The organism is Proteus sp. FZP2095 (assembly GCF_023701425.1).
Lineage (GTDB): Bacteria > Pseudomonadota > Gammaproteobacteria > Enterobacterales > Enterobacteriaceae > Proteus > Proteus cibarius.
This window is the reverse complement of record NZ_JAMQBJ010000004.1, coordinates 213,090-236,455: the sequence shown is the minus strand read 5'-3', so window position 1 is coordinate 236,455 and position 23,366 is coordinate 213,090. Positions and strand designations below refer to the sequence as shown.

The 23,366-nt window shown below is 38.7% G+C and carries 21 protein-coding genes and 1 tRNA gene; 13 read left to right on the top strand and 9 right to left on the bottom strand.

Annotation, left to right across the window (positions count from 1 at the left end; genetic code table 11):
• Window positions 1–25 precede the first annotated feature (25 nt).
• The 3 genes from hslR (at window position 26) to pckA (ending at window position 3,174) form a co-directional block, all read left to right on the top strand.
• Window positions 26–439 carry a ribosome-associated heat shock protein Hsp15 gene (gene hslR, locus NBG71_RS15820; RefSeq protein ID WP_072068950.1) on the top strand — a complete coding sequence of 138 codons (414 nt, stop codon included), beginning with the start codon at window positions 26–28 and terminating at the stop codon, window positions 437–439.
• A 26-nt stretch (window positions 440–465) separates the two neighbouring features.
• The gene (hslO, locus tag NBG71_RS15815) at window positions 466–1,350 is read left to right on the top strand and encodes an Hsp33 family molecular chaperone HslO (RefSeq protein ID WP_250917005.1); all 885 of its coding nucleotides are present in this window, start codon (window positions 466–468) and stop codon (window positions 1,348–1,350) included.
• Between the two features lie 204 nt (window positions 1,351–1,554).
• Complete coding sequence (pckA, locus tag NBG71_RS15810) at window positions 1,555–3,174, top strand: phosphoenolpyruvate carboxykinase (ATP) (protein WP_075672589.1); 1,620 nt, start codon at window positions 1,555–1,557, stop codon at window positions 3,172–3,174.
• 191 nt (window positions 3,175–3,365) lie between these two features.
• Here the strand turns inward: pckA and NBG71_RS15805 are convergent, their stop codons facing one another.
• Both NBG71_RS15805 and NBG71_RS15800 read right to left on the bottom strand, forming a co-directional pair.
• A complete protein-coding gene (locus tag NBG71_RS15805; protein WP_159242155.1) occupies window positions 3,366–4,067 on the bottom strand; it encodes a pirin family protein in 702 nt (233 codons plus the stop codon).
• 600 nt (window positions 4,068–4,667) lie between these two features.
• The gene (locus tag NBG71_RS15800) at window positions 4,668–5,885 is read right to left on the bottom strand and encodes a BaiN/RdsA family NAD(P)/FAD-dependent oxidoreductase (RefSeq protein WP_075672588.1); all 1,218 of its coding nucleotides are present in this window, start codon (window positions 5,883–5,885) and stop codon (window positions 4,668–4,670) included.
• A 308-nt stretch (window positions 5,886–6,193) separates the two neighbouring features.
• On the opposite strand from NBG71_RS15800, the gene pitA reads away from it, so the two are divergent.
• Window positions 6,194–7,693, top strand: coding sequence for an inorganic phosphate transporter PitA (pitA, locus tag NBG71_RS15795; RefSeq protein WP_075672587.1), 1,500 nt, complete (start codon window positions 6,194–6,196; stop codon window positions 7,691–7,693).
• 67 nt (window positions 7,694–7,760) lie between these two features.
• Here pitA and uspB read toward each other — a convergent pair whose 3' ends face one another.
• Window positions 7,761–8,093 carry a universal stress protein UspB gene (gene uspB, locus NBG71_RS15790; RefSeq protein WP_075672586.1) on the bottom strand — a complete coding sequence of 111 codons (333 nt, stop codon included), beginning with the start codon at window positions 8,091–8,093 and terminating at the stop codon, window positions 7,761–7,763.
• Window positions 8,094–8,499: 406 nt separating this feature from the next.
• On the opposite strand from uspB, the gene uspA reads away from it, so the two are divergent.
• Window positions 8,500–8,931, top strand: a complete 432-nt coding sequence (gene uspA, locus NBG71_RS15785) for a universal stress protein UspA (protein ID WP_023583131.1) — start codon at window positions 8,500–8,502, stop codon at window positions 8,929–8,931.
• Window positions 8,932–9,187: 256 nt separating this feature from the next.
• Entirely contained in the window at window positions 9,188–10,528 is a 1,341-nt protein-coding gene (gdhA, locus tag NBG71_RS15780; protein ID WP_075672585.1) for an NADP-specific glutamate dehydrogenase, read from the top strand.
• 76 nt (window positions 10,529–10,604) lie between these two features.
• Here gdhA and rsmJ read toward each other — a convergent pair whose 3' ends face one another.
• Both rsmJ and prlC read right to left on the bottom strand, forming a co-directional pair.
• The gene (rsmJ, locus tag NBG71_RS15775; protein ID WP_075672584.1) at window positions 10,605–11,351 is read right to left on the bottom strand and encodes a 16S rRNA (guanine(1516)-N(2))-methyltransferase RsmJ; all 747 of its coding nucleotides are present in this window, start codon (window positions 11,349–11,351) and stop codon (window positions 10,605–10,607) included.
• Window positions 11,352–11,354: 3 nt separating this feature from the next.
• On the bottom strand, window positions 11,355–13,397 hold the full coding sequence (prlC, locus tag NBG71_RS15770; protein WP_250917004.1) for an oligopeptidase A: 2,043 nt from the start codon (window positions 13,395–13,397) through the stop codon (window positions 11,355–11,357).
• A gap of 241 nt (window positions 13,398–13,638) precedes the next feature.
• On the opposite strand from prlC, the gene NBG71_RS15765 reads away from it, so the two are divergent.
• Window positions 13,639–13,733, top strand: a tRNA-Sec gene (locus NBG71_RS15765).
• Between the two features lie 288 nt (window positions 13,734–14,021).
• On the opposite strand, the gene NBG71_RS15760 is transcribed toward NBG71_RS15765, so the two are convergent.
• Together NBG71_RS15760 and yajD are read right to left on the bottom strand one after the other, a co-directional pair.
• Complete coding sequence (locus tag NBG71_RS15760) at window positions 14,022–14,384, bottom strand: YibL family ribosome-associated protein (protein ID WP_075672582.1); 363 nt, start codon at window positions 14,382–14,384, stop codon at window positions 14,022–14,024.
• A gap of 105 nt (window positions 14,385–14,489) precedes the next feature.
• A complete protein-coding gene (yajD, locus tag NBG71_RS15755; protein WP_006534437.1) occupies window positions 14,490–14,837 on the bottom strand; it encodes an HNH nuclease YajD in 348 nt (115 codons plus the stop codon).
• A 185-nt stretch (window positions 14,838–15,022) separates the two neighbouring features.
• Here yajD and NBG71_RS15750 point away from each other — a divergent pair, with 185 nt between their 5' ends.
• Together NBG71_RS15750 and NBG71_RS15745 are read left to right on the top strand one after the other, a co-directional pair.
• Window positions 15,023–15,556, top strand: coding sequence for a DUF2058 domain-containing protein (locus tag NBG71_RS15750; RefSeq protein ID WP_075672581.1), 534 nt, complete (start codon window positions 15,023–15,025; stop codon window positions 15,554–15,556).
• A gap of 107 nt (window positions 15,557–15,663) precedes the next feature.
• Window positions 15,664–16,140 carry a cold-shock protein gene (locus NBG71_RS15745; protein WP_164530208.1) on the top strand — a complete coding sequence of 159 codons (477 nt, stop codon included), beginning with the start codon at window positions 15,664–15,666 and terminating at the stop codon, window positions 16,138–16,140.
• Between the two features lie 10 nt (window positions 16,141–16,150).
• Here the strand turns inward: NBG71_RS15745 and NBG71_RS15740 are convergent, their stop codons facing one another.
• On the bottom strand, window positions 16,151–16,867 hold the full coding sequence (locus tag NBG71_RS15740) for an RluA family pseudouridine synthase (protein ID WP_075672580.1): 717 nt from the start codon (window positions 16,865–16,867) through the stop codon (window positions 16,151–16,153).
• Window positions 16,868–16,992: 125 nt separating this feature from the next.
• Here NBG71_RS15740 and NBG71_RS15735 point away from each other — a divergent pair, with 125 nt between their 5' ends.
• The 4 genes from NBG71_RS15735 to NBG71_RS15720 all read left to right on the top strand — a co-directional run bounded on the left by NBG71_RS15735 (window position 16,993) and on the right by NBG71_RS15720 (window position 21,453).
• A complete protein-coding gene (locus NBG71_RS15735) occupies window positions 16,993–17,238 on the top strand; it encodes a DUF2543 family protein (protein ID WP_075672579.1) in 246 nt (81 codons plus the stop codon).
• A 199-nt stretch (window positions 17,239–17,437) separates the two neighbouring features.
• Entirely contained in the window at window positions 17,438–18,178 is a 741-nt protein-coding gene (locus NBG71_RS15730; RefSeq protein ID WP_075672578.1) for a MurR/RpiR family transcriptional regulator, read from the top strand.
• Between the two features lie 336 nt (window positions 18,179–18,514).
• A complete protein-coding gene (locus NBG71_RS15725) occupies window positions 18,515–20,071 on the top strand; it encodes a PTS transporter subunit EIIC (RefSeq protein ID WP_075672577.1) in 1,557 nt (518 codons plus the stop codon).
• A gap of 11 nt (window positions 20,072–20,082) precedes the next feature.
• Entirely contained in the window at window positions 20,083–21,453 is a 1,371-nt protein-coding gene (locus tag NBG71_RS15720) for a class-II fumarase/aspartase family protein (RefSeq protein ID WP_075672576.1), read from the top strand.
• Between the two features lie 110 nt (window positions 21,454–21,563).
• Here NBG71_RS15720 and NBG71_RS15715 read toward each other — a convergent pair whose 3' ends face one another.
• Window positions 21,564–22,880 carry a sodium-dependent transporter gene (locus NBG71_RS15715; RefSeq protein ID WP_250917003.1) on the bottom strand — a complete coding sequence of 439 codons (1,317 nt, stop codon included), beginning with the start codon at window positions 22,878–22,880 and terminating at the stop codon, window positions 21,564–21,566.
• Window positions 22,881–23,366 lie beyond the last annotated feature (486 nt).

Genomic DNA, 23,366 nt, shown 5'->3' with positions numbered 1-23,366 from the left:
AGAAGTTGAAGTTAAGGAGAAAGGGATGAGTCAACCATCGCAAGAAAGTGGCGTCCGTTTAGATAAATGGCTTTGGGCTGCACGTTTCTATAAAACGCGCGCAATCGCTCGCACAATGATTGAAGGTGGCAAAGTTCACTACAATGGTGTGAGAGGTAAGCCAAGTAAAATCGTTGAAGAAGGCGCAGAAATACGCCTACGACAAGGTAATGATGAACGGACAGTAACCATTCTTATGGTCAGTTCACAACGACAAGGTGCTACCCAAGCTCAGGCACTTTATTGTGAAACACCAGAGAGTATTGCTAAAAGAGAAAAAATTGCTCTAGCAAGAAAAATGAATGCGTTAACTATGCCTCATCCTGAACGTCGCCCTGATAAAAAGGAAAGACGCACCTTACTTCGCTTCAAACAGACAAATTTACAAGAATCGGATTAACCGATTCCCTGAAATGAGAGAAAATCATGTCTAAAAAAGACTCTTTATCACGTTTTTTATTTGAAAAAAACGCGGTACGTGGCGAATTGGTCAATGTGACTGAAACCTATCAATCAATGCTTGAGAATCACCATTATCCTGAGCCAGTTCAACACCTTCTGGGTGATTTACTGGTGGCTACCAGTTTGTTAACAGCTACGCTTAAATTTGAAGGTGATATTACGGTTCAAATACAAGGTGATGGCCCTGTGCGATTGGCAGTGATCAATGGAAATAACAATCAACAAATGCGTGGTGTTGCGCGTATTGGGGATGATGTTAAAGCGGGTAGTACCTTAAAAGAGATGATCGGGAATGGTTTTATGGTCATTACGGTAACACCTGAAAAAGGTGAACGTTATCAAGGTATTGTTGCTCTTGATGGTGAAACTATTGAAGCCTGTATTGATAACTACTTTAAGCAATCAGAACAGTTACCTACGCGCGTATTTATTCGTAGTGGTATGCAAGCGGGCAAACCAGCTGCTGCGGGTATGTTATTACAAGTATTGCCGGCATCAGAAGAGTTCACCGCAGAAAATACTGCTGAACATTTTGAATTGCTCACACAGTTAACACATACAATCAAAGCTGAAGAGCTATTTACGCTAGATACTAAAGAGATCTTACATCGCTTATATCACGAAGAAGATGTCACTCTTTATGATCCTCAAGTTGTTGAATTCCATTGCACTTGTTCGCGTGAACGTTGTGAAAATACATTAGTAACATTGTCGAAAGAAGATGTGAACCACCTGTTGCAAGAACAGGGAAATATTGATATGGAATGCGAATATTGTGGAACACATTACATCTTCACTGAGAATGATATTAATAATATCAATAAGTTGGATGGCTCTGAATTGCACTGATTCGATTTAGCAAGACTATTTTATCTAAAGGACGCTATTTTGCGTCCTTTTTTATTCAACAATTTTTCTGTAGTTTTGTGCATTAGCTCTCGTTCTTAACATAAAAAAATTATAAATTTTCAAAATATTGATAACAATCGCTGTTAATTACTCGTAACACCTTAATATTATTCGTAGAAAGGTCTATTTATCAGGAGCGAAACTATGAGCGTTAAAGGTCTTACCCCTAAGGATCTCCAGCAGTACGGTATTAAGGACACGAGCGAAATCATTTATAACCCAAGCTATGAGCTGTTATTTGATGAAGAAACCAAGCCAGGATTAACAGGTTACGAGCGAGGCACACAAACCTCGTTAGGCGCTATTGCCGTTGATACAGGTATATTTACTGGACGTTCTCCGAAAGATAAATACATTGTTCGTGATGATGTTACTCGTGACACCGTATGGTGGGCTGATCAGGGTAAAGGTAAGAACGATAATAAGCCACTTTCACAAGAAGTGTGGACTGACTTAAAATCATTAGTCACTAATCAGCTATCAGGCAAACGTTTGTTTGTTGTTGATGCGTTTTGTGGTGCGAATGCTGACACGCGTTTAAAAGTGCGTTTTATCACAGAAGTTGCTTGGCAAGCGCATTTTGTTAAAAATATGTTTATTCGTCCTGAACAAGAAGAGCTGGAAAATTTTACACCAGACTTCATTGTGATGAACGGAGCGAAATGTACAAATCCAAATTGGAAGGCACAAGGTCTGAATTCAGAGAACTTCGTTGCTTTCAATTTAACTGAACGCATTCAGTTAATTGGTGGTACTTGGTACGGTGGCGAGATGAAGAAAGGTATGTTCTCTATGATGAACTACTTCCTTCCTCTTAAAGGTATGGCTTCTATGCACTGCTCCGCAAACGTTGGCGAAAGTGGTGATGTTGCTATTTTCTTTGGTCTATCTGGTACAGGTAAAACAACTCTTTCAACCGATCCTAAGCGTAAGCTAATTGGTGATGATGAGCATGGTTGGGATGATGACGGTGTGTTTAACTTTGAAGGTGGCTGTTACGCAAAAACAATCCACTTATCAAAAGAAGCTGAACCCGATATCTATGGTGCAATTAAACGTGATGCACTGTTAGAAAACGTGGTTGTGTTATCTGACGGCTCTGTTGATTTCGACGATGGCTCGAAAACAGAAAATACCCGCGTTTCTTACCCTATTTATCATATCGATAATATCGTTAAACCTGTTTCCAAAGCAGGTCACGCTAAGAAAGTTATTTTCTTAACAGCGGATGCTTTTGGTGTGCTACCTCCTGTTTCACGTTTAACACCGGAACAGACGCAATACCACTTTTTGTCAGGTTTCACCGCTAAACTAGCGGGAACTGAACGTGGTGTGACAGAACCGACGCCAACATTCTCTGCTTGTTTTGGTGCAGCATTCTTATCTCTGCATCCAACACAGTACGCTGAAGTATTGGTAAAACGTATGCAAGCATCAGGTGCAAAAGCCTACTTAGTTAATACAGGTTGGAATGGTACAGGTAAGCGTATTTCAATTAAAGATACACGTGCGATTATTGATGCCATCCTAAATGGTGATATTGATAAAGCACCAATGAAAACATTACCAGTGTTTGATTTAGAGATCCCAACTGCATTGCCTGGCGTTAACAGCGAAATATTAGATCCTCGTGATACTTATGCGGATAAAACCCAATGGGATATCAAAGCAGATGATCTTGCCGATCGCTTTGTGAAAAACTTCGATAAATATACGGATACCCCAGCAGGTCAAGCATTGACTAAAGTTGGACCAAAACGTTAATTACTATTAACGTAAATAAAAATATAGTGTGAATAAAAACACCAAACTCATAGGATGTGATTTTGGTGTTTTTTTATTTTTGAGATTTTAGAGAAAAAAAATCCCTGAAATGCGAGAAGATTTCAGGGAATAGAAAAATAAAGTGAAATAGGTTATTAGAGAAAAAGTGGCTTTAGAGGGTGATAACCCAACTATGCTGTTACAGGAGGTAAGTCAAACAGCAAGATTTCACTATCTTCATCACCAACGAAACGGATCATATCTTCATTAGCAATGGCTACACCATCACTGGTGGTCGCAATAATGTCATTAATCGTTATTTTACCTTTCACAACTTGTAGCCAAACATGGCGACCAGCTTCGGCTTGATATTGTGCTTCTTCACCTTTTTTCAGGTTCCAGCGCCATAACGTCATATCTTGGAAGACTTTTAAGGAGCCATCACGGGCATCTGGCGATAAAACAAGCTGTTTGCTTACTGTCGTATCAAAACGGCGTTGATCGTAACGTGGTGTGATACCGACGGTGTTTGGCATAATCCAAATCTGGTAAAAATGCAGTCCTTTATCACTATTCGGATTATATTCTGAGTGAGTAATACCTGTACCTGCACTCATTATTTGAAACTCACCCGCAGGAACATTTTCTTTATTACCCATGCTGTCTTTATGCTCGATATTACCTTCAAGCACATAGGTTAAAATTTCCATATCTTTATGTGGGTGAGTACCAAATCCTTCACCGGGTATGACGCGATCTTCATTAATAACTCGTAGTGCAGAAAATCCCATAAAGTCACGATCGTAATAATTTGCGAAAGAGAAGGTATGCCAGCTATCTAGCCAACCATGATTAGCGTGTCCTCTTTCATTTGCTTTGCGTAGATAAATCATAATGTGTTTCCTTCTCTGAAGTTGTTGAACACAGTTTACTCAATAGCGCAAAGTAAAAAAGCGGAGGAATTTAACCTGAAGATCCAAATAATTTGAATAAGAGGAAACAAAAACATCGAATAAGTTCTAGAAAAGAAAAAGCCAGCACCCGGCTGGCTAAAGTAAAACACTGGAAGCAATGTGAGCAATGTCGTTCTTTCATATGACCCTGAAGGTGGTGCATCTGAAAGTGCTATTAATGATAATGGTTCTCAGTATCATTTGTAAAGCCATTTTTTTAAGCAAATTAGAAAAAAGAGTCAAAAAAGTCTTAACTCACTGATTAACGAGTTATTTTATTTTAATAATTTTTTAAAATATTAATATAACCAAATAGTTAACAATATTCTTTATAGGGTCATTTATAGGAAAAAGAAGAGAAAATGCGGCATAAAACCAGATAAAACGAAGGGATATAAGGTATTTTTAATCATTACTAAGAAATACAAGTAGGAAAAGCCATCACTGATTGATGATGGCTGGTTTTTATTATGTATGACTTATAAGTTTAAAGAATTATGAAGCCAATATTTATAACTTTACTATTTGCAAATTTATTCATTATTGCTCAACAAAAGTCGATTTTGGTGTAGAAATAAGGCTCTGTGCACAGGCATAAGCTGAACTCCATGCCCACTGGAAGTTATATCCTCCTAACCAGCCTGTTACATCGACCACTTCCCCAATAAAATAGAGTCCTTTTACTTTTGTGGCTTCCATTGTTTTAGAGGATAGGGCTCGAGTATCTACGCCACCCAGTGTGACTTCTGCGGTACGATATCCCTCAGTACCATTGGGTTGCACTTGCCATTCTTGTAGTAACGTTGCAATTTGCGTAATACGATCGTTATTAAGTTGAGTCAGAGAAACATCAGGTAACTGTTTATTTTCTATCATTATTTCAATAAAGCGCTTTGGTAATAAGCGAGAAAGCGTATTTTTTAATGATTGATTTGGATGCTCTTGACGTTTTTCTTGTAGAAAGCTTTCAAGATCAGTATTCGGAAGTAAGTTAATACTCACATACTCACCTGATTGCCAATAATTAGAGATTTGCAAAATAGCAGGGCCAGAAAGACCGCGGTGAGTAAAAAGAATGTTCTCTTTAAAACTCGTTCCATTCTTTGCTGTCACAATAGCGGGTACAGCTACGCCTGATAGCTGACTTAATTGCTCAAGTTGAGGTTTATGCAATGTAAAAGGAACCAATCCTGCGCGCGTTGGTAAAACTGAAAGCCCAAATTGCTCTGCAACTTTATAGCCAAAAGGGGTGGCACCTAAACCGGGCATAGAAAGACCTCCACTGGCAATAACCACCGAAGGTGTCGTAATAGCTTTTCCATCAACCCAAACAGTAAAGCCTACATCTGTTTTCTCTACTTTCGTGACTTCACTACGTAAGCGAACACTTACTTTTCCTTTTTGGCATTCAGTGAGTAATAAATCAACAATTTGTTGTGCTGAATCATCACAAAATAGCTGCCCTAGCGTTTTTTCATGGTAGGCAATGTTATGTTTTTGCACTAATTCAATAAAATCCCATTGTGTATAGCGAGCAAGTGCTGACTTACAGAAGTGTGGATTTTCTGATAAATATGCCGAAGGTTCGATATACATATTGGTGAAATTACAACGTCCACCACCTGACATTAGAATTTTACGGCCTGCTTTTTTACCATTATCGAGGACTAAAACAGATAATCCTGCTTGTCCTGCTAAAGACGCACAAAAAAGCCCTGCGGCACCTGCACCTATAATTACTGTATTGTATGATCCCACAATGATGTCTCGTTCTTGGTTTTCTCTGACTACTTAATCAATGATTTTCGCGTAAGATCAGAGTGTTTTTGTAAAATTATATGGAGAAATCTGCATTTTTCACCTAAATTCGTATTAGCAAGGAAAAAAATTGTCAGAAATTTACTTTTTTTTATTTTTATTAATTAAATGATATATAAGGAATTATCTTAAAAAGGCTCTGATTTTCTTGGTTATCAAATCAAAAAAAGGTTAAATTTCGCTTCCACCGTTCGCATTTGTCGCTGATAATGCGCCGCGTTCATGTCCAACTAACTGGCTTAACGTCTATGCTACATTTGTTTACTGACCTAGAATTTCATACAGGTTTAATGTTGGTTCTAGCACTGTTATTTGTGCTATTTTATGAAGCTATTAACGGCTTCCATGATACCGCAAATGCGGTAGCAACTGTTATCTATACTCGTGCTATGCGTGCGCAATTTGCGGTCGTGATGGCGGGTGTATTTAACTTCCTTGGAGTTTTGCTCGGTGGATTGAGCGTAGCTTATGCTATCGTTCACTTGTTACCGACAGATCTTCTGCTGAATGTGAGCTCGGCTCATGGCCTTGCCATGGTCTTCTCGTTGCTGTTAGCCGCCATTATCTGGAACTTAGGTACATGGTATTTCGGTATTCCAGCATCAAGTTCACATACGCTGATAGGTGCTATCATTGGTATTGGTTTGACAAATGCTATCGTGACAGATTCGTCTATCGTTGACGCATTAAACATACCAAAAATGATCAGTATCTTCCTATCACTCATTCTTTCACCAATTATCGGCTTGGTTATTGCAGGCGCGATGATTTTCTTACTACGCCGTTACTGGAGTGGTACGAAAAAACGTCGTCGTATTCACCTGACACCAGCTGAACGTGAGAAACAAGATGGTAAGCGTAAGCCGCCATTTTGGACTCGTACTGCACTGATTTTATCTGCAGTTGGAGTAAGTTTCTCTCATGGTGCAAATGATGGGCAGAAAGGTATCGGTCTTATCATGTTAGTATTAATTGGCGTAGCGCCTGCGGGCTTTGTCGTCAATATGAGTGCGAGCGGATACGATATCACCAAAACTCATGATGCAGTTGTACACTTACAACAATATTATGAGAAACACCAGCCAGCGCTACAGCATGCTATTGAGAATACACCAGTAGTACCAGCACAAGCTGATGCTAATGATACAGATTTCCATTGTAATAGCGCAAGAACGCCAGTTGTTCTGAATCAAACAGAACAAATGCTTGCAAATATTAGCTCTTATGATGAGCTAACAGCAGACCAGCGTGCTCAAATGCGCCGATTACTTATGTGTATCGCTGATACCGCAACAGAAGTGGCTAAACTACCAGAAACTAGCACCCAAGATGCACGGTTCTTAAAAACATTGAGTCGTGACCTGCTAAACACAGTGGAATATGCTCCAATTTGGATCATTATCGCAGTGGCATTAGCGCTCTCTATCGGGACAATGGTAGGTTGGAAACGCGTTGCAGTAACAATTGGTGAGAAGATCGGTAAAAAAGGTATGACTTACGCTCAAGGGGTTTCTGCTCAGGTAACAGCAGCAGTTTCCATCGGTGTAGCAAGTTATACGGGTATGCCTGTATCAACAACACAAGTTTTATCATCTGCGGTTGCAGGTACCATGATTGTTGATGGTGGTGGTGTTCAATCGAAGACAGTGAAAAACATTGCACTGGCTTGGATCTTAACATTACCAGTTAGCATTGGTTTATCAGGTTTACTTTATTGGATATCACTGACATTTATTGTGAATAGCTGATAGCAGTAATTTACCCAAGTTTGTTTATAAACGGTGACTTTTAGTCACCGTTTTTTTGTTTTTGTCACTACCAGAAAAGCATCGCAATTAAACTTGCGACAGCCAAAATACAAAAACGGCTAACAAGATAAAATTGCCGATAAATTCGCTCGCAACGCATAATAACTTCAGGATTATGATGGTTGATGTATTGGCGTTGGTTAATATAGCGGATAAGTCGCAACTGTTTTGAAAATTGCCCGTGCATAGTAAAAAATCCATTGCCATCCACCGATTGGTAGAGTAAAGGATCAGATTGGCGCAATATGGTGAGTAATACCCGAATAGATGAGAAATAACGCACCATATTAATCAGGCAAAGAATACATAGCGCCCAAAAGACAACAATGACATTAAACATAATCCCCTCCCTAGAATAATAGATTCTGAGATGAGAAAACCTTTACCAACAAAGGTTACTTTTTTCTCTAATTTAAGTTTAGGTGAAATTAAGCAATAAACAAAAGTGACTTTTTCAAGTTGTTTCCTTTTTCAGAAAAAAAGATAAAAAATAACTCTAAAAGGGTGTTTTTGTTGTTTTTTATACTCAATTCTCATTATTATGATGATATTGTCGGTGAATGACATCGTGCTAATCTAAAATGGTGTATATTGTTATTTATCGATAGATGCTTTCTTGATGAATTTGACATAAGTTGTGATCAAGGCGACATCTAACTTTCATCTTAAAACGTTATATTTAATACATAGGATTTAGGCTTAACCGCCTTTCCAACCGATTAATCAGCTTATGGAAGGAGTTCACGATGGCTTATAAGCATATTCTAGTGGCAGTTGATTTATCCCCTGAGAGTAACGTCTTAGTACAGAAAGCTGTATCTATGGCAAAACCCTATAATGCCAAAGTTTCCTTAATTCACGTTGATGTTAACTACTCTGATCTTTATACCGGTCTAATTGATGTCAACCTCGGTGATATGCAACAACGTATTACTGATGAAACCCGTAACGCGTTAAAAGACCTCTCTGATAAATCAGGTTATGAAATTCAGGAAACCCTGAGTGGTAGCGGTGATTTAGGTCAAGTTCTGGTTGATGCGATTAAGAAATACGATATGGATTTAGTCGTTTGTGGTCATCACCAAGACTTCTGGAGCAAATTGATGTCATCAGCACGCCAACTAATTAATACTGTGCATGTTGATATGCTAATTGTTCCTCTGAAAGATGATGAATAATAATTGCTTGCTTGTTTAAGCAAAAAAAATGCCTGCATATGCAGGTATTTTTTTTGCCTAAAATACCCATTTTTCCTGCTGTTAAATAGAGTCAACCTTTTTTTTTTGTCTAATTATGAAAAAAATGTCTTGAAGTGTGAATACATTTTAATGATATATTCAAGAAGCAAAACAACATCGACCTCACAAAACCCAAAAATATTCCGAATAAATGAGGTTATGCCAACATCACATTACACAAAAAAGGAATAGCTGAATGAATATATCTGGCTCATTGTCTTCGTTTTTAGAAGGGGTAGAAAAATACAACGCTCATCAGCCTGAGTATCATCAGGCGGTTCGTGAAGTTTTTACCACTTTGTGGCCTTTTTTAGAGAAAAATCCACAATATCGTGAACAATCATTACTTGAGCGCTTAGTTGAGCCTGAACGTATTATTCAGTTTCGCGTTTGTTGGTTAGATGATAAAGGGCAAGTACAGGTTAACCGCGCATGGCGCATTCAATTTAACTCAGCCATTGGACCTTACAAAGGTGGTATGCGTTTTCACCCTTCAGTGAACCTTTCCATCCTAAAATTCTTAGGTTTTGAGCAAACATTTAAAAATGCATTGACCACATTACCGATGGGAGGAGCCAAAGGAGGTTCTGATTTTAATCCTAAAGGTAAAAGTCATGGGGAAGTGATGCGTTTTTGTCAGGCACTAATGACTGAACTTTATCGCCATTTAGGCGCTAATACGGATGTTCCTGCCGGCGATATTGGGGTGGGGGCACGAGAAGTTGGCTTTATGGCAGGCATGATGAAAAAGCTGTCTAATAGCAATGAATGTGTATTTACAGGTAAAGGCCTTTCATTCGGAGGCAGTTTAATCCGCCCAGAAGCCACTGGGTACGGTTTAGTTTACTTTACTAATGCGATGCTTAAACGTCATGGTATGTCTCTTGAAGGAATGCGTGTGGCGGTTTCTGGCGCAGGTAATGTTGCACAGTTTACTATCGAAAAATGTTTAGAATTAGGTGCAAAAGTCATCACTGCATCAGATTCAGGTGGTACTGTGGTTGATGAAGCTGGATTTACTACTGAAAAACTAGCTCGCCTCACTGAAATTAAAAATAATTACGGTCGTGTTGAAGAGTACGCAAAAGAATTTGGTTTAACGTATCTTGAAGGGCAACAACCTTGGGCTGTGCCTGTTGATATTGCTTTGCCTTGTGCGACACAAAATGAGCTAGATTTAGAAGCAGCCAAAGTACTTATTAAAAATGGCGTTAAAGCCGTTGCTGAAGGCGCAAATATGCCAACAACAATCGCAGCAACCGATGCCTTTATCGAAGCAGGTGTCCTTTTTGCACCAGGTAAAGCAGCTAATGCGGGTGGTGTTGCAACTTCTGGTTTAGAGATGGCGCAGAATGCGGCACGTTTAAGTTGGAAAGCAGAGAAAGTGGATGCTCGCTTACATCACATCATGTTAGATATTCACCATGCTTGTGTGAATTACGGCGGTGAAGGTAAGCAGACTAATTATATTCAAGGCGCGAACATTGCAGGGTTTGTTAAAGTCGCTGATGCAATGCTGGCACAAGGCGTACTGTAATTTTACCTATTCTGAACGGGTGTTAAACACCCGTCAGATTTCAAATCTAATTTATTTTCTTCTAATGTGTAAGTGGTTACACACAAGGATAAATATCAAAACGGTGATTTTTGGTTGTTACATTGGCATGTGCAGGCTGATTATTTAATGGCTCTGCATAATCGGGACGTTTTACGACGACACGTTTTTTCGCCAAAGTGATTGCTGGTTCAAGTAATGCATCTGCATCTTCATCAGCACCCACTAAAGATTGAAACACTCGCATCTCTTTTTTTACTAACGCACTTTTCGCCTTATGCGGATACATCGGATCAAGATAGACGACATCAGGAGGCGGCGTGATCTCAGTCAGTGCTTGGGCAGAAGAGGCATGAATTAACGTCATTCTCTCTTGCATCCATTCGCCAATATCAGCATCAAGGTAAGCACGCTTTAGTCCATCTTCAAGTAATGCAGCAACGACAGGGTGACGCTCTACCATTCTGACTTTGCAACCAATAGACGCTAATACAAAGGCATCTCGACCAAGCCCTGCTGTCGCATCCACAACATCGGGTAGATAGTCTTTTTTGATCCCGACAGCTTTTGCTACCGCTTCACCTCGGCCACCGCCAAATTTACGACGATGTGCCATTGTGCCTTCTACGAAATCCACATAGATGCCCCCTAATTTAGGTTCATCTTGTTTACGTAATTCAAGGTGAGTAGGCGTTAACACTAAAGCCATGATTTGCGTTTCGTCGTGAACTAATCCCCAACGTTGCGCTAAATCAGATAAGGCGCTGTTATCAGCGCCTTCTTCACAAAGTAAACAGATATTCACATATCATCCTTTAATGCCGTAGCCTTTGAGCATAGCATCAAGTTTTGGCTCACGACCACGGAAGCGTTTGAACAACTCCATTGGCTCTTCTGAACCACCACGAGTTAAAATATTATCAAGGAATGATTGACCCGTTTCGCGGTTAAAAATACCTTCTTCAGAGAAGCGAGAGAAGGCATCAGCAGCTAGGACATCCGCCCATAAATAGCTGTAATAACCTGCGGCATAGCCACCGGCAAAGATATGGCTAAAGGCATGAGGGAATCGCGCCCAAGGAGTTGAAGGAACAACAGAAACTTGTTCTTTCACATCATTTAACGTTTCCATCACTTGAGCTCCCTTAGCGGGGTCATACTCTGCATGTAAACGGAAATCAAACAGACCAAATTCTAATTGGCGTAATACAAACATTGCTGACTGATAATTTTTTGCTTTAAGCATATTATCAAGTATTGCCTGTGGTAATGGTTCGCCAGTTTCATAATGACCAGAAATAAAGGCTAATGCTTCAGGCTCCCAGCACCAGTTTTCCATAAATTGGCTTGGTAATTCAACAGCATCCCAAGGTACACCGCTAATACCTGCAACATCAGCGGTATCAATTTGCGTTAACATGTGATGTAAGCCATGACCAAACTCATGGAACAGTGTGGTGACTTCATTATGAGTAAACAGTGCAGGTTTATCACCTACTGGCTTATTGAAGTTACAGGTGAGATAAGCAACGGGGTTTTGTAGTCTGCCATCGGCATGACGCATTCTTCCCATGCAATCATCCATCCAAGCACCGCCACGTTTGTGTTCACGCGCATATAAATCAAGATAGAAGCTACCACGTAAGGTGTTGCTTTCATCATAAAGCTCAAAGAAACGAACATCATCATGCCAAGTGTCGATGTCGTTACGTTCTTTAGCTGTTAAACCATAGATACGATGAACAACTTCAAATAAGCCACTTAAAGCACGTTGTTCTGGGAAGTAAGGACGTAGTTGTTCATCATCGATTGAGAACAGGTGTTGTTTTTGCTTTTCGCTGTAGTAAGCCAGATCCCATGACTCTAATTTATCAACGCCATAGTGTTCTTTTGCAAATTGAGTGAGTTCAGCTAACTCTTTTTCACCTTGCGGATGAGCTCGTTGTGCTAAGTCAGTTAAAAAGTTAAGGACTTGCTCTGGAGACTCTGCCATTTTAGTAGCAAGTGACTTTTCAGCGTAATTTTTAAAGCCAAGTAGTTGAGCAAGTTCGTGGCGTAATGCGAGGATCTCGGCAATAATTTCGCTATTATCCCACTGACCCGCATTTGGACCTTGATCAGAGGCTCGCGTGCTATAAGCGATACTCATCTCTTTTCTAAGTTCACGATTATCCGCATAGGTCATTACAGGAAGATAGCTCGGCATATCAAGTGTTAACAGATAACCATCTTGCTCTTTAGATTGTGCGATAGCTTTTGCCGCATCAATGGCACTTTGAGGCATACCTGATAAATCTTCTACATCAGTAATTAGTTTAGACCAACCCATTGTGGCATCTAATACATTATTACCGTATTTAGCACTTAACTCAGACATACGCGCACTGATTTCACCAAAACGCTGTTGTTTCTCTTTTGGTAAACCGATGCCTGATAATTCAAAGTCACGTAATGCATTTTCAACCGCTTTTTTCTGTGGTTGAGTTAACGCATTAAAATCAGCACTTTCTTTAATTGATTTATAAGCTTGATATAAGCCTTCGTGCTGTCCCATCCATGTACTGAATTCAGATAGCAACGGTAAACTCTGTTCATACGCTTCACGTAGTTCAGTACAGTTTTTAACAGAATTTAAATGGCTAACAGGGGACCAAACACGAGAAAGTTTATCACCTGCTTCAGCTAATGGTTGGCAAAGGTTATCCCAGTTAAACTGAGTATTATCAGCCAGTAATTTTTCAACTGTTTCACGATACGTGGTTAAAACTTCTTTTAGTGCAGGAACAACATGTTCTGGTTTGATAAGGGAAAATGCAGGTAATCCCGTTGTGCTAAGTAATGGATTTGACATAAAAAACATCCTGTATTTTGGTTTGCAGTGACGTAAAACACACCACTGAGTTTATTCGTTATAGATAGTAAGATGAGGATGAAACTATATAAGTTCAATAGTATCGCGGTAATTATCGGAGGTTTTACTCAAAAACGGGATTATTTTATTTGAAAGGGGTTTTATTGATTTGATGCACTTGGGATTAAAAATAATTCAGCGTATAATCATCTCGTTATTTCCTTTTGACCCATTCAAAAATGGAAGATCATCGTCCCCGGTGGGGCGGCTGGACTTCAAATCCAGATGGGGCCGCCAGCGGTCCTTGGCAGGTTCGACTCCTGTGATCTTCCGCCACTTCTTGTTTTATCACTTTCCAATAAAGCCTCTAATCAATGCTTTCTCTGAGAGGAAAATTGCCCAAAACACAACCATCCGGAAATTCCGGATAGTTCGATTAGAAGGTAATTGGCTTAGCTGTAATATACTGAATTACAATCTCTCAATGACTGCGAAGTGTAACGAGGTGTTGGTGGTAGTAGTAAGAAAGCTACGGATAACTGACGGTTCATAACAACAAAAGTGTATTAAGAACCTTTCAGTATTAGTCGAACATGGCAGGTTTTAGTTGAGGGCATTTTCTCACTAGAAATCAGTCTTAGAAAAACCGGTCATTCCCTCTAGCTCCATTTCGCGCCCTAATGCTGTCATTGGATGGACAATTATCAATCCTCGTACGGCTTTCTTCAGCTTGCCAATATCAGCTTGTTCTTTCTTAGTGATGAGGCGTTTGAATGGCATACTCTCTAATTTCTGGGCTTCTTTACTGAGTTTATTGTTACGTACTGCTTTCAGACGAGCGATTTCAGTTTCCAGTTCTGTTTTTTCTTTTTCAAACTCTGCATATTTTTCCGCTTCGTCTGATAACGAGAGGCTTGCCATCTTGTGACGAATAAAGTCTAAACGGTCGCTGAGGAGTTTGATTTTTGCTTTTTCGTTTTCTTTCATTATTAATTAACCATGAACAAATTTATGGTTGGCAAGTATACACTATTCTGCGTAAGAGCGTGAAAAGGGAGCCGGTTGGTTGCACCAAAGCTGACATTATCTTCACTATTTTTTCTTATTGAGCATCGACTTTAAATCAGCAAAAGGATTATAAGTGGCTGCACCGACATCATCTTGTGCATCTTCACCGGCAACAACCGTTGTGCCGTATTGGTCTGCTTCTGTGTATTTAGAGTGTTCATGATCATGGCAAAACAGACACAATAACTCCCAGTTACTGCCATCCTCTGGGTTATTGGTATGGTCGTGATCAATATGATGAACGGTGAGTTCACGTAAGTTCGAATAGACAAATTCACGCGCACAGCGCCCACATACCCATGGGTAGATTTTCAGTGCTTTTTCACGGTAGCCACTTTCTAACCGTGCATAGTTTTTTGGGATCAGAGCCATTGTTAGTATTACCTGTTATAAAAGAAAGTTTGATAATAGTTTTTCCAATATACTCTGAATGCGTGGATAGGTTCAAATTTCACAAGTCCAATTTCTCTCAATAAACCACCAATCTTACAATCTGATGCACTCTTGGAAATTACAGGTATAATTTCAAAAATTATTTAGCAGATTTAGGTATAAAAATGGCAAAACTTACCTTACAAGAGCAAATGTTAAAAGCAGGGCTTGTGACCAGTAAAAAAATGGCAAAAGTCCAAAGAACGGCAAAAAAATCACGAGTTCAAGCGCGAGAAGCAAGAGAGGCTGTAGAAGAAAATAAAAAAGCGCAACTTGAACGCGATAAACTGCTTAGTGAGCAACAAAAACAAGCCACTTTATCTAAAGAATATAAAGCGCAAGTTAAGCAACTTATTGAGATGAACAGAATTACGCCAGCAAAAGGCGATATTGATTTTAATTTTACTGATAATAATGTTATTAAAAATATCGTGGTGGATAAACTGACACAATCTCAATTGATCAGTGGGCGTCTTGCTATTGCTCGTCTGGATAATGCAGATAAAACGGAATACGCAATTATTCCAGCCAGTGTTGCGGATAAAATTATACAAAGAGACGTGGACTGTATCTTGTTAAATAACGCACTGAGCGAGACAGAACAAGATGAAGACGATCCTTATGCTGATTTTAAAATTCCAGATGATTTGATGTGGTAATAAGTAACGTCGCTTATTACCTCAAAGGCATAGTCTGTATACGCATTGTGCTTTATACTGCACCTGAAAATTTTTGTAGATAAACGATTGAGTAGGCGATAATGGCAATGAACGGAATAATCACAAAGTGGTTTGAAGATAAAGGTTTTGGATTTATAAAAGATGAAAACGGTGATAACCGTTATTTTCACGTGATTAAAGTTGCCAACCCTGCTTTGATAAAGACAGATGCTAATGTTACGTTTGAACCGACCACCAATACCAAAGGCCTGTCTGCGTATGCGGTTAAAGTGATCCCTGATAGCAAATATGTTTATATTGCAGGTGAGCGAGTTAAACTGGCATCCATTAAATCATTTCGTATTTATAGTGAAGATGTGTCCGCAGATACGCATATCAATAAAGAAAACACCGTACTTTCTGTCGGTACGTTAATGAATAGTATCAGACCAAAATCAGCGGATGGTGCTAATAATATGCGTACATTGAGAAAGCTTGCGATCATTACGATGCACGGAACCGAGATAATTTTTACTGAAGATGAAATTGATATCGATGAAACAGTAAAAGCACTTAAGTTGTAAATATCGACATTTAAAACGGGCTTTCGCAATGCGCTTTTATTGGTGCTTGGCTAATGGGGTGAACAAAATGAAGTTCACTAGCATGAAGCATAAGTCGCGGAGTCCGTTTAGTTCTTTCCATTCCTTCAATTAAGCCTCCATCACACCCACCATATAAATCACAACCTAAAATAGGATGCCTTATAAATTGGCTGTGAATACGAAGTTGATGCGTCCTTCCAGTTTCAGGTACAAATTGCACCCGTGTTAAAGGCAATAACGTTCCATCTTCTAACGTTTGATAAAAACGCTCAATAACGTGATAACGAGAGCGTGCTGGCTTACCATTAATCGGGCAAATTGACATGCGTGGGAACAGAGCTGGATCTTTTGCAATTGGCGCATCGATTATGCCTTCATTATCATCCAAATGCCCACACAGTAGTGCATGGTATATTTTGGTTACACTGCGCTGGCTAAATTGCTGACACAAAAGGGCATTGACTGCTTTATTGCGTGCCACAACCATCAACCCAGACGTACCAAAATCAAGTCGATGCACAAGAGTGCACCCCGGAAATAGTTTCACTAATCGATAATGTACGGAGTCTATATTTTGTGGATTTTTTCCTGATAAGCTCAATAATCCTGTCGGTTTATTGATAAGGACTAAGTGCTCGTCTTGATAAAGGATCTCGATTTCATCATGGCAAGGTGGAGCAATAAAAGTATCGATAATCGTAGACATTAGCTTATCCGCAAAAAAAGAAGGAAGTGGATAATAGCGAATTTTAGGTTAACAGGCGAATGTAGATATATACTCTTAGTTATTCGAATATGGAGAGTATAAACGTTAATTCTTGGGGACAACTTATGAACAATGAAATCCACTTTAAATATTATGATATGGTCGAAGAGTATTCACTGGAATCAACCGATCCTGTTGCTGAGAAAGAAGAAGATGCGCTTGCTCTCTATTTCCAGCTACTACTCACCAGATTAATGAATAACGAAGAAATTAGTGAGGACGCGCAGCAAGAAATGGCAAAAGAAGCGGGTATTGATAAAAAGCGCATTGATGATATCGCCATGTTTCTTAATCGCTGGGGTAACGAATAACACACGTATTGAGCTCATTAAAAAATGGGCTCAATATTATCCTAATTCACAAAATATCACTCTGATCCTACATAACTGTATGATTTAACGTATACTCGTTATGCACTTTATTTCACATAAACTCGCAAAAAGAACAGAACTGCTTTTTTGATATGTGCTGTTTTCATAAGATGTTTTAGATTAATTTATTGGGTGAGATATGCTGGATTTTTTAAAAAATTATGACAATTTAACCATCAGCGAAAAGAAAGTATTAAAATATCTCACCGATAATATTACGGATATCCCGTATTTAAATATTAATGATTTAGTTGCCAAAACCTTTGTATCAAAAACGGTTATCATTAATTTATCGCAAAAGTTAGGGTTTAGTGGATTTAAAGAGCTTAAATTCCAAATTAATAATTATATTTTGACGAGAAATAAAGTCGAAAAAACTAATGCGGCGTCTTATAAAAAACAATTAGAAAAAAATATTCATAAAACATTTACTTTAATTAATGAAGAACAAATTCAGGAATGCGCGAAGACTTTACGCCATTCTAGAAATATTTTTATTGTCGCAAGAGGTACGAGCAAAGCGGTAGGGTATTACCTTGAACATCTATTGTTTGCATTAGGTCTACATTGCTTTTTTATTAATGATTACAACTTATCTGATTCGTTTACACGCCTTGTTAATGAAGATGATACGGTTATCTTTATCTCACTTTCTGGTGGTACCAAGAAAATTATTGAGACAGCAAAAATTGTGCAGTTAAAAGATGCCAACATTATTAGCATGACAGCATTTAATACTAATGAATTAACCACTTATGCAACTCATGCTCTATTTTGTTTTGCTGATAATCATGATACTAAAAAAGATGATACCAAATCGCGTATTGGATTTTTTATGCTGGTGGATTTACTGATTAATGAGCTGGAAAATCTACTTTAAAAAGAGATAACAGCGTCTATATGATTTACTAAATACCCTTTCTAATGATTAAATCGTGAAGAGTATTAATATATTCTGTTAGATTAATCATCATTTATTCTAAAATAGCCTTTCTTTTCAATCTTACTTCTAAGTCCTAAAATAAATATTATTTAATAAAATAAAAAATTTTATTCATTGTTCTTTATTAAATCGATTTCTAATAAAAAAAGACCTAAGTCATAAAGTATGACCTGAGATAATATTTAAAACCAGCGCGTCATTCATTTCCTATAATCCCTAAGATAGAGTACCTCGGTAATTCTTTTATATTCGAGAAGTCATAAGGAAAAAAATATGGCCAGGAAAAAGTTCAGCGAATCTATTCAGCGCTTTGGTAGAACCCTACTTCTACCTATCGGCGTATTGGCACCTATTGGTATGATCTTAGGGATCAGTGGTGCTTTAGTTCAGTCTTATATGATTGCACGCTTTCCTTTTCTAGGAAATGAAACAGTTAATGCTCTATTAGTTAGTATCCGTACTATTGCCGGCGTGGTGTTTGATAATATTCCACTCTTATTTGCAATGGGTGTGGCATACGGTATGAGCCACAAAGATAAGGGGATAGCGGTCTTTGCCTCCGTTGTCGGCTATTTGACCTTGATAAGTACTATCAATATCTGGCTAGTATTGACAGGAAAGCTTGCTGATCCTGCGATTATGACGCAGGTAGGGCAAATCAAGGTGCTTGGTATACAAACCATGAATATCAGTGCTGCAGGGGGGATTATCACCGGATTAATCGCCGCATGGGCAACGGATAAATTCTATAACCTTGAATTACCGACGGCATTTGCCTTCTTCTCCGGGAAAAAATCTGTCGCCATTATTATGGTCGGATTGATGATCTGTGTAGGTGCATTACTACCATTTATTTGGGAAGTATTAGTCATGGGCTTAACTAAGCTCTCGGCTGTCTTCTTAAGTCCTGTCGGACCTTTCTTTACTGCGGGGGGTGAACGTCTATTTATTCCATTTGGTTTACACCACGTTTGGAACGTTCTGTTTAGATTTACCGAAGCGGGTGGTTCTTATGTGATTGACGGGCAAACCTATGTGGGCGTTGTTCCCGCAATGACAGAAGTGTTATTTAACCAAGGACCAAGCAGTGAATATTGGGCAATGATGCCAAGCCTAACGCGTTTTATGGCTCAACAACAAATGTTGGTTACGCTATTCCTGTTCCCAGCAATTGCATTAGCGATTTATAAAACCTCGAAAAAGGAGAACCGCGCTGAAGTTAAATCAATGTTGGTGACGATGGTCTTAACTGCAATGTTAGGTAACGTTACTGAACCGCTTGAATTTACCTTTGTCTTTATTGCACCGTTACTTTATTTAATTTACGCGATTATTGTGGGCATTGGTGCAGTTCTGCTCTCTTTTGCAGGTGTTGCGATCGGTTATATCCGAGGCACCGTCTTTGACTTCACTATTTTTGGTTTACTGTACGAACACACTAACTGGATCTTCTTAGTGCTGATTGGTAGTGCATTGGCTGTGGTGACCTACTTCATTTTCTACTGGGCTATCGTCAAGTTTGATATCAAAACACCGGGTAGAGAAGAATCAAGCAATATGAAAAATACGCTAATCAAAGAAAAACGTTATGGCGAAATTGCAGAGATCCTAATTAAAGCCTTAGGTGGTAAACAAAATATTCGTAATGTTGATAACTGTATTACACGATTACGTATTGATATTAGTGAAGTTAATCAGATAGATAAAGAATTAATGTTGGAGTCTGGATGTACAGCATTCTTCTTTCCGGCAGCAAACCATGTCCATGTCGTTTATGGCCCTAAAGTCGAATTTGTTCGCAATGCTGTTGATGAAGCAATGAAGAAATAAAAGGATACATGATGAGAGCGTTATACGATTCTAAAAGCAAAACAATCGACGATCGCGGTATTAAAAATCTGCTGTCCAATGAAGCTAAATATTCAACTTGGCTGATGTTTGAAGCAATGTTAGCGCAAGCACAAGCTGAATACGGTTTTATTCCACAGTCTGCTGCTGATGAAATTAAAGAAAAGGCGATTATTGAGAATATCGATTTCGAAGAGATGAACCGCATTTATCAAAAAATCGGTCATGGCTTTGTGCCTTTCTTAAAAGTGCTGGTAAATGCGTGCTCTGAAGAGAGCGGTAAATACGTGCACTATGGCATTACCACGCAAAACATACAGCAAAGTTCACAGCTGTATATGATGAAAACTGTACACAATAAGTTCATGTTATTGTTGAGCGAAATTATTGAAAACTTATCAAATCTTGCTGAAAAAACAAAACATATGGTAATGGCAGGTAGAACGCACGGTCGTCATGCTATTCCTATCACTTACGGATATAAAGTTTCAGTGTGGATCAGCGATTTTATTGATTGCTACCAGCGCATGAAAGAGAGTGAGAAACGTGTATTCACCATTATGATGGGTGGCGCAGTAGGTGCTTTTAACTCAATGCCTGAAGTAGGGATGAAAGTACAAAAACGTGTTGCTGAATTAGTGGGTATGCAGGCAATGGAGGTACCATCACGTAACCTCAGTACGCATAAATTAGAGTACATGATGAACTTGGCACTGATGGCAAATATTTGTCATAAAATTGGTGAAGAAGTTTATAGCACCACATTAGAAGAAATTGCTGAGGTTTCTGAAGGATTTACAAAAGGTACTGTGGGAAGTAGCACGATGCCTCATAAAATTAATCCAAAATTAGCCAAAGGTATTATTGCTAACTCACAGAAACTGTACTCATTACCTAATGTGGGCATGTACTCTGCGGTAAGACCTTATGAAGGTGACAGCAGTTCTTATATGTTATTCGATGGCTTAATTGAAGAATCGTTAGAATTAACAACAGAAATTTTATTAAGAACGGAAGAGCTTTCAAGAACCATCGTTCCTCATGAGGAGAGAATGCTACATAACGTGATGAGAAATAAGGGATTAGATAATACCGAATACGTTATGATGAAAATGGCAGAAAAATTAGGTAAAGATAAAGCGCATTCACTGTTATATGAAGAAGCTATTAAAACGGCTGCAGACGGTGAAGATTTTTATACTAACCTGATGAAGAATGAAACCATTACGGCGGCCTTTAATGCTGATGAAATTAAGGCAATGCTTGATCCTCGTTCTTATATCGGTTTATCCGTTGAACTTGCTGAAAAAGAAGCAAAACGTGGGTTAGCAATTTCTCAAGAAATTAAACAAAGTTATAAATAAATAGTAAAAACCATCAAGTATCTATAAAAAATCATTATCAGTTAAGTTAAGAGCCACTCAATTTGAGAGGCTCTTTTTTAATTAATAAACTGTTTTTGCAGGGAATTTGTTTAGCCAATTAATCCATGAACTAAAATAATACCGATACAAATTGGACCAATATAACGCCATACTAATAATAAACTTTGGCGTTTTAACCCAGTGATATTTTCAGGAATAAATGCGTTCGCTCTACTTGACCAACCAAAGATCAAACACATTGCAATACCAAACAGTGGCATCAAAATATTGGAAGTCAGGTAATCCAACAAATCAAAAACTGTTTTACCACCTAATGTCACATCACTCATAGGTCCAAAAGATAATGAAACCGGAATACCCATCAGCATAATAGAGGCTGTAACGACTAATCCTGCACGACGGCGAGTCCACTGAAAACGCATCTGTACATAAGCTACGATATGCTCAAGTAATGAAATTGCAGAGGTTAACGCCGCCATTAATAACAATACAAAAAAAGTTACTGCTAAAATATTACCACCGGGTAAGTTGGCAAAATAAACCGGCATCGTCATAAAGGTTAAACCGGGGCCTGCATTTGGCTCTAAGCCTGCGGCAGATAATGCAGGGAAAATCATTAATCCGGCAAGGACACACACCATACAAGATAAAATAACCACCCACATACTGGAGTTAGCGATCCCTTTGTTATCCGCCAAATAAGCACTGTAAGTGATGTGAATACCTAAACCGATAGACAGTGAGAAGAAGGCTAACCCTAACGCATCTAATACGCCTTGAGGGGTTAACTTACTGAAATCAGGGTATAAAAATAATTTTAAACCTTCAGAAGAACCGGGTAAACTGATACCAACAATAATCAATAAAATCATAATGATAAATAACATTGGCATCATGATTTTAACCGCTTTCTCTAATCCACGTTGTACACCCGCTAAAACTACAAAACAGGTTAATCCAGCAAAGGAAAGGTGAGCCAAAATAGGCCATAACGGATCACTAATAAAGCGGGTAAAAATACCTGTTAATTCAGCGCTATCTGTAATATTCAACTGACCTGTTGCCGCCATAACGGTATAGCCAATTGTCCAGCCACCGACAACGCTATAGAAGCTATAAATACACCATGAACTGAATACACCAATAACGCCAATGATGACCCAATTGCGTCCCATCATTCTTTTAAATGCGTTAACAGCTTCAGCGTGTGTACTACTGCCCAAAATATTCTCAGCCAGTAATACTGCAAGCCCGATAACAAAACTAAATAACAAGAAGACAATTAAAAATGCACCACCACCATTATTGGCTGCGACATAAGAAAACTTCCAGATTGCGCCAATACCGATTGCAGAGCCAGCGGCTGCTAAGATATGACCGACTCGTGATGTCCATTGTTGGCTCATTTTGCCCCCTGTGTTATCGAGTGAATGATAGAGGCTATTGCCATGCAGTGGCTTATTGGTAAGACGTTGTAACTCATCATCCTAATGGTGAAACTAAACATCATAGAAACTCCCCTAAAAAACAGTTCCACCAGTTGGGGCACAACAAAAAGCCACCTTACTGGTGGCTTTTGCAAAAAAATGAACGTGCTCGGCCACCTAACGAAGGAGTAGTAGGTTTAGGCCTAAGAGTCGGTTGTTGGTGTTCATATTCATCTTTTTGCTCTTTATTGAAATGGATATAATCGCAATGCAATATGAAATATTGTTTTTCAAAATGCGTATTTATTATTTATATCATAAATTCAAACTAAAGAAATAAATTTTATTAGAATTCAGTATTAATTTTTATTTCAAAATGTTTTCCTGATGCTAATCACTTAACTCCGTAATAAGTTCGAGTATTAACCCTATTTGTGCATGGTAATCATCGACAAAAATGACGAA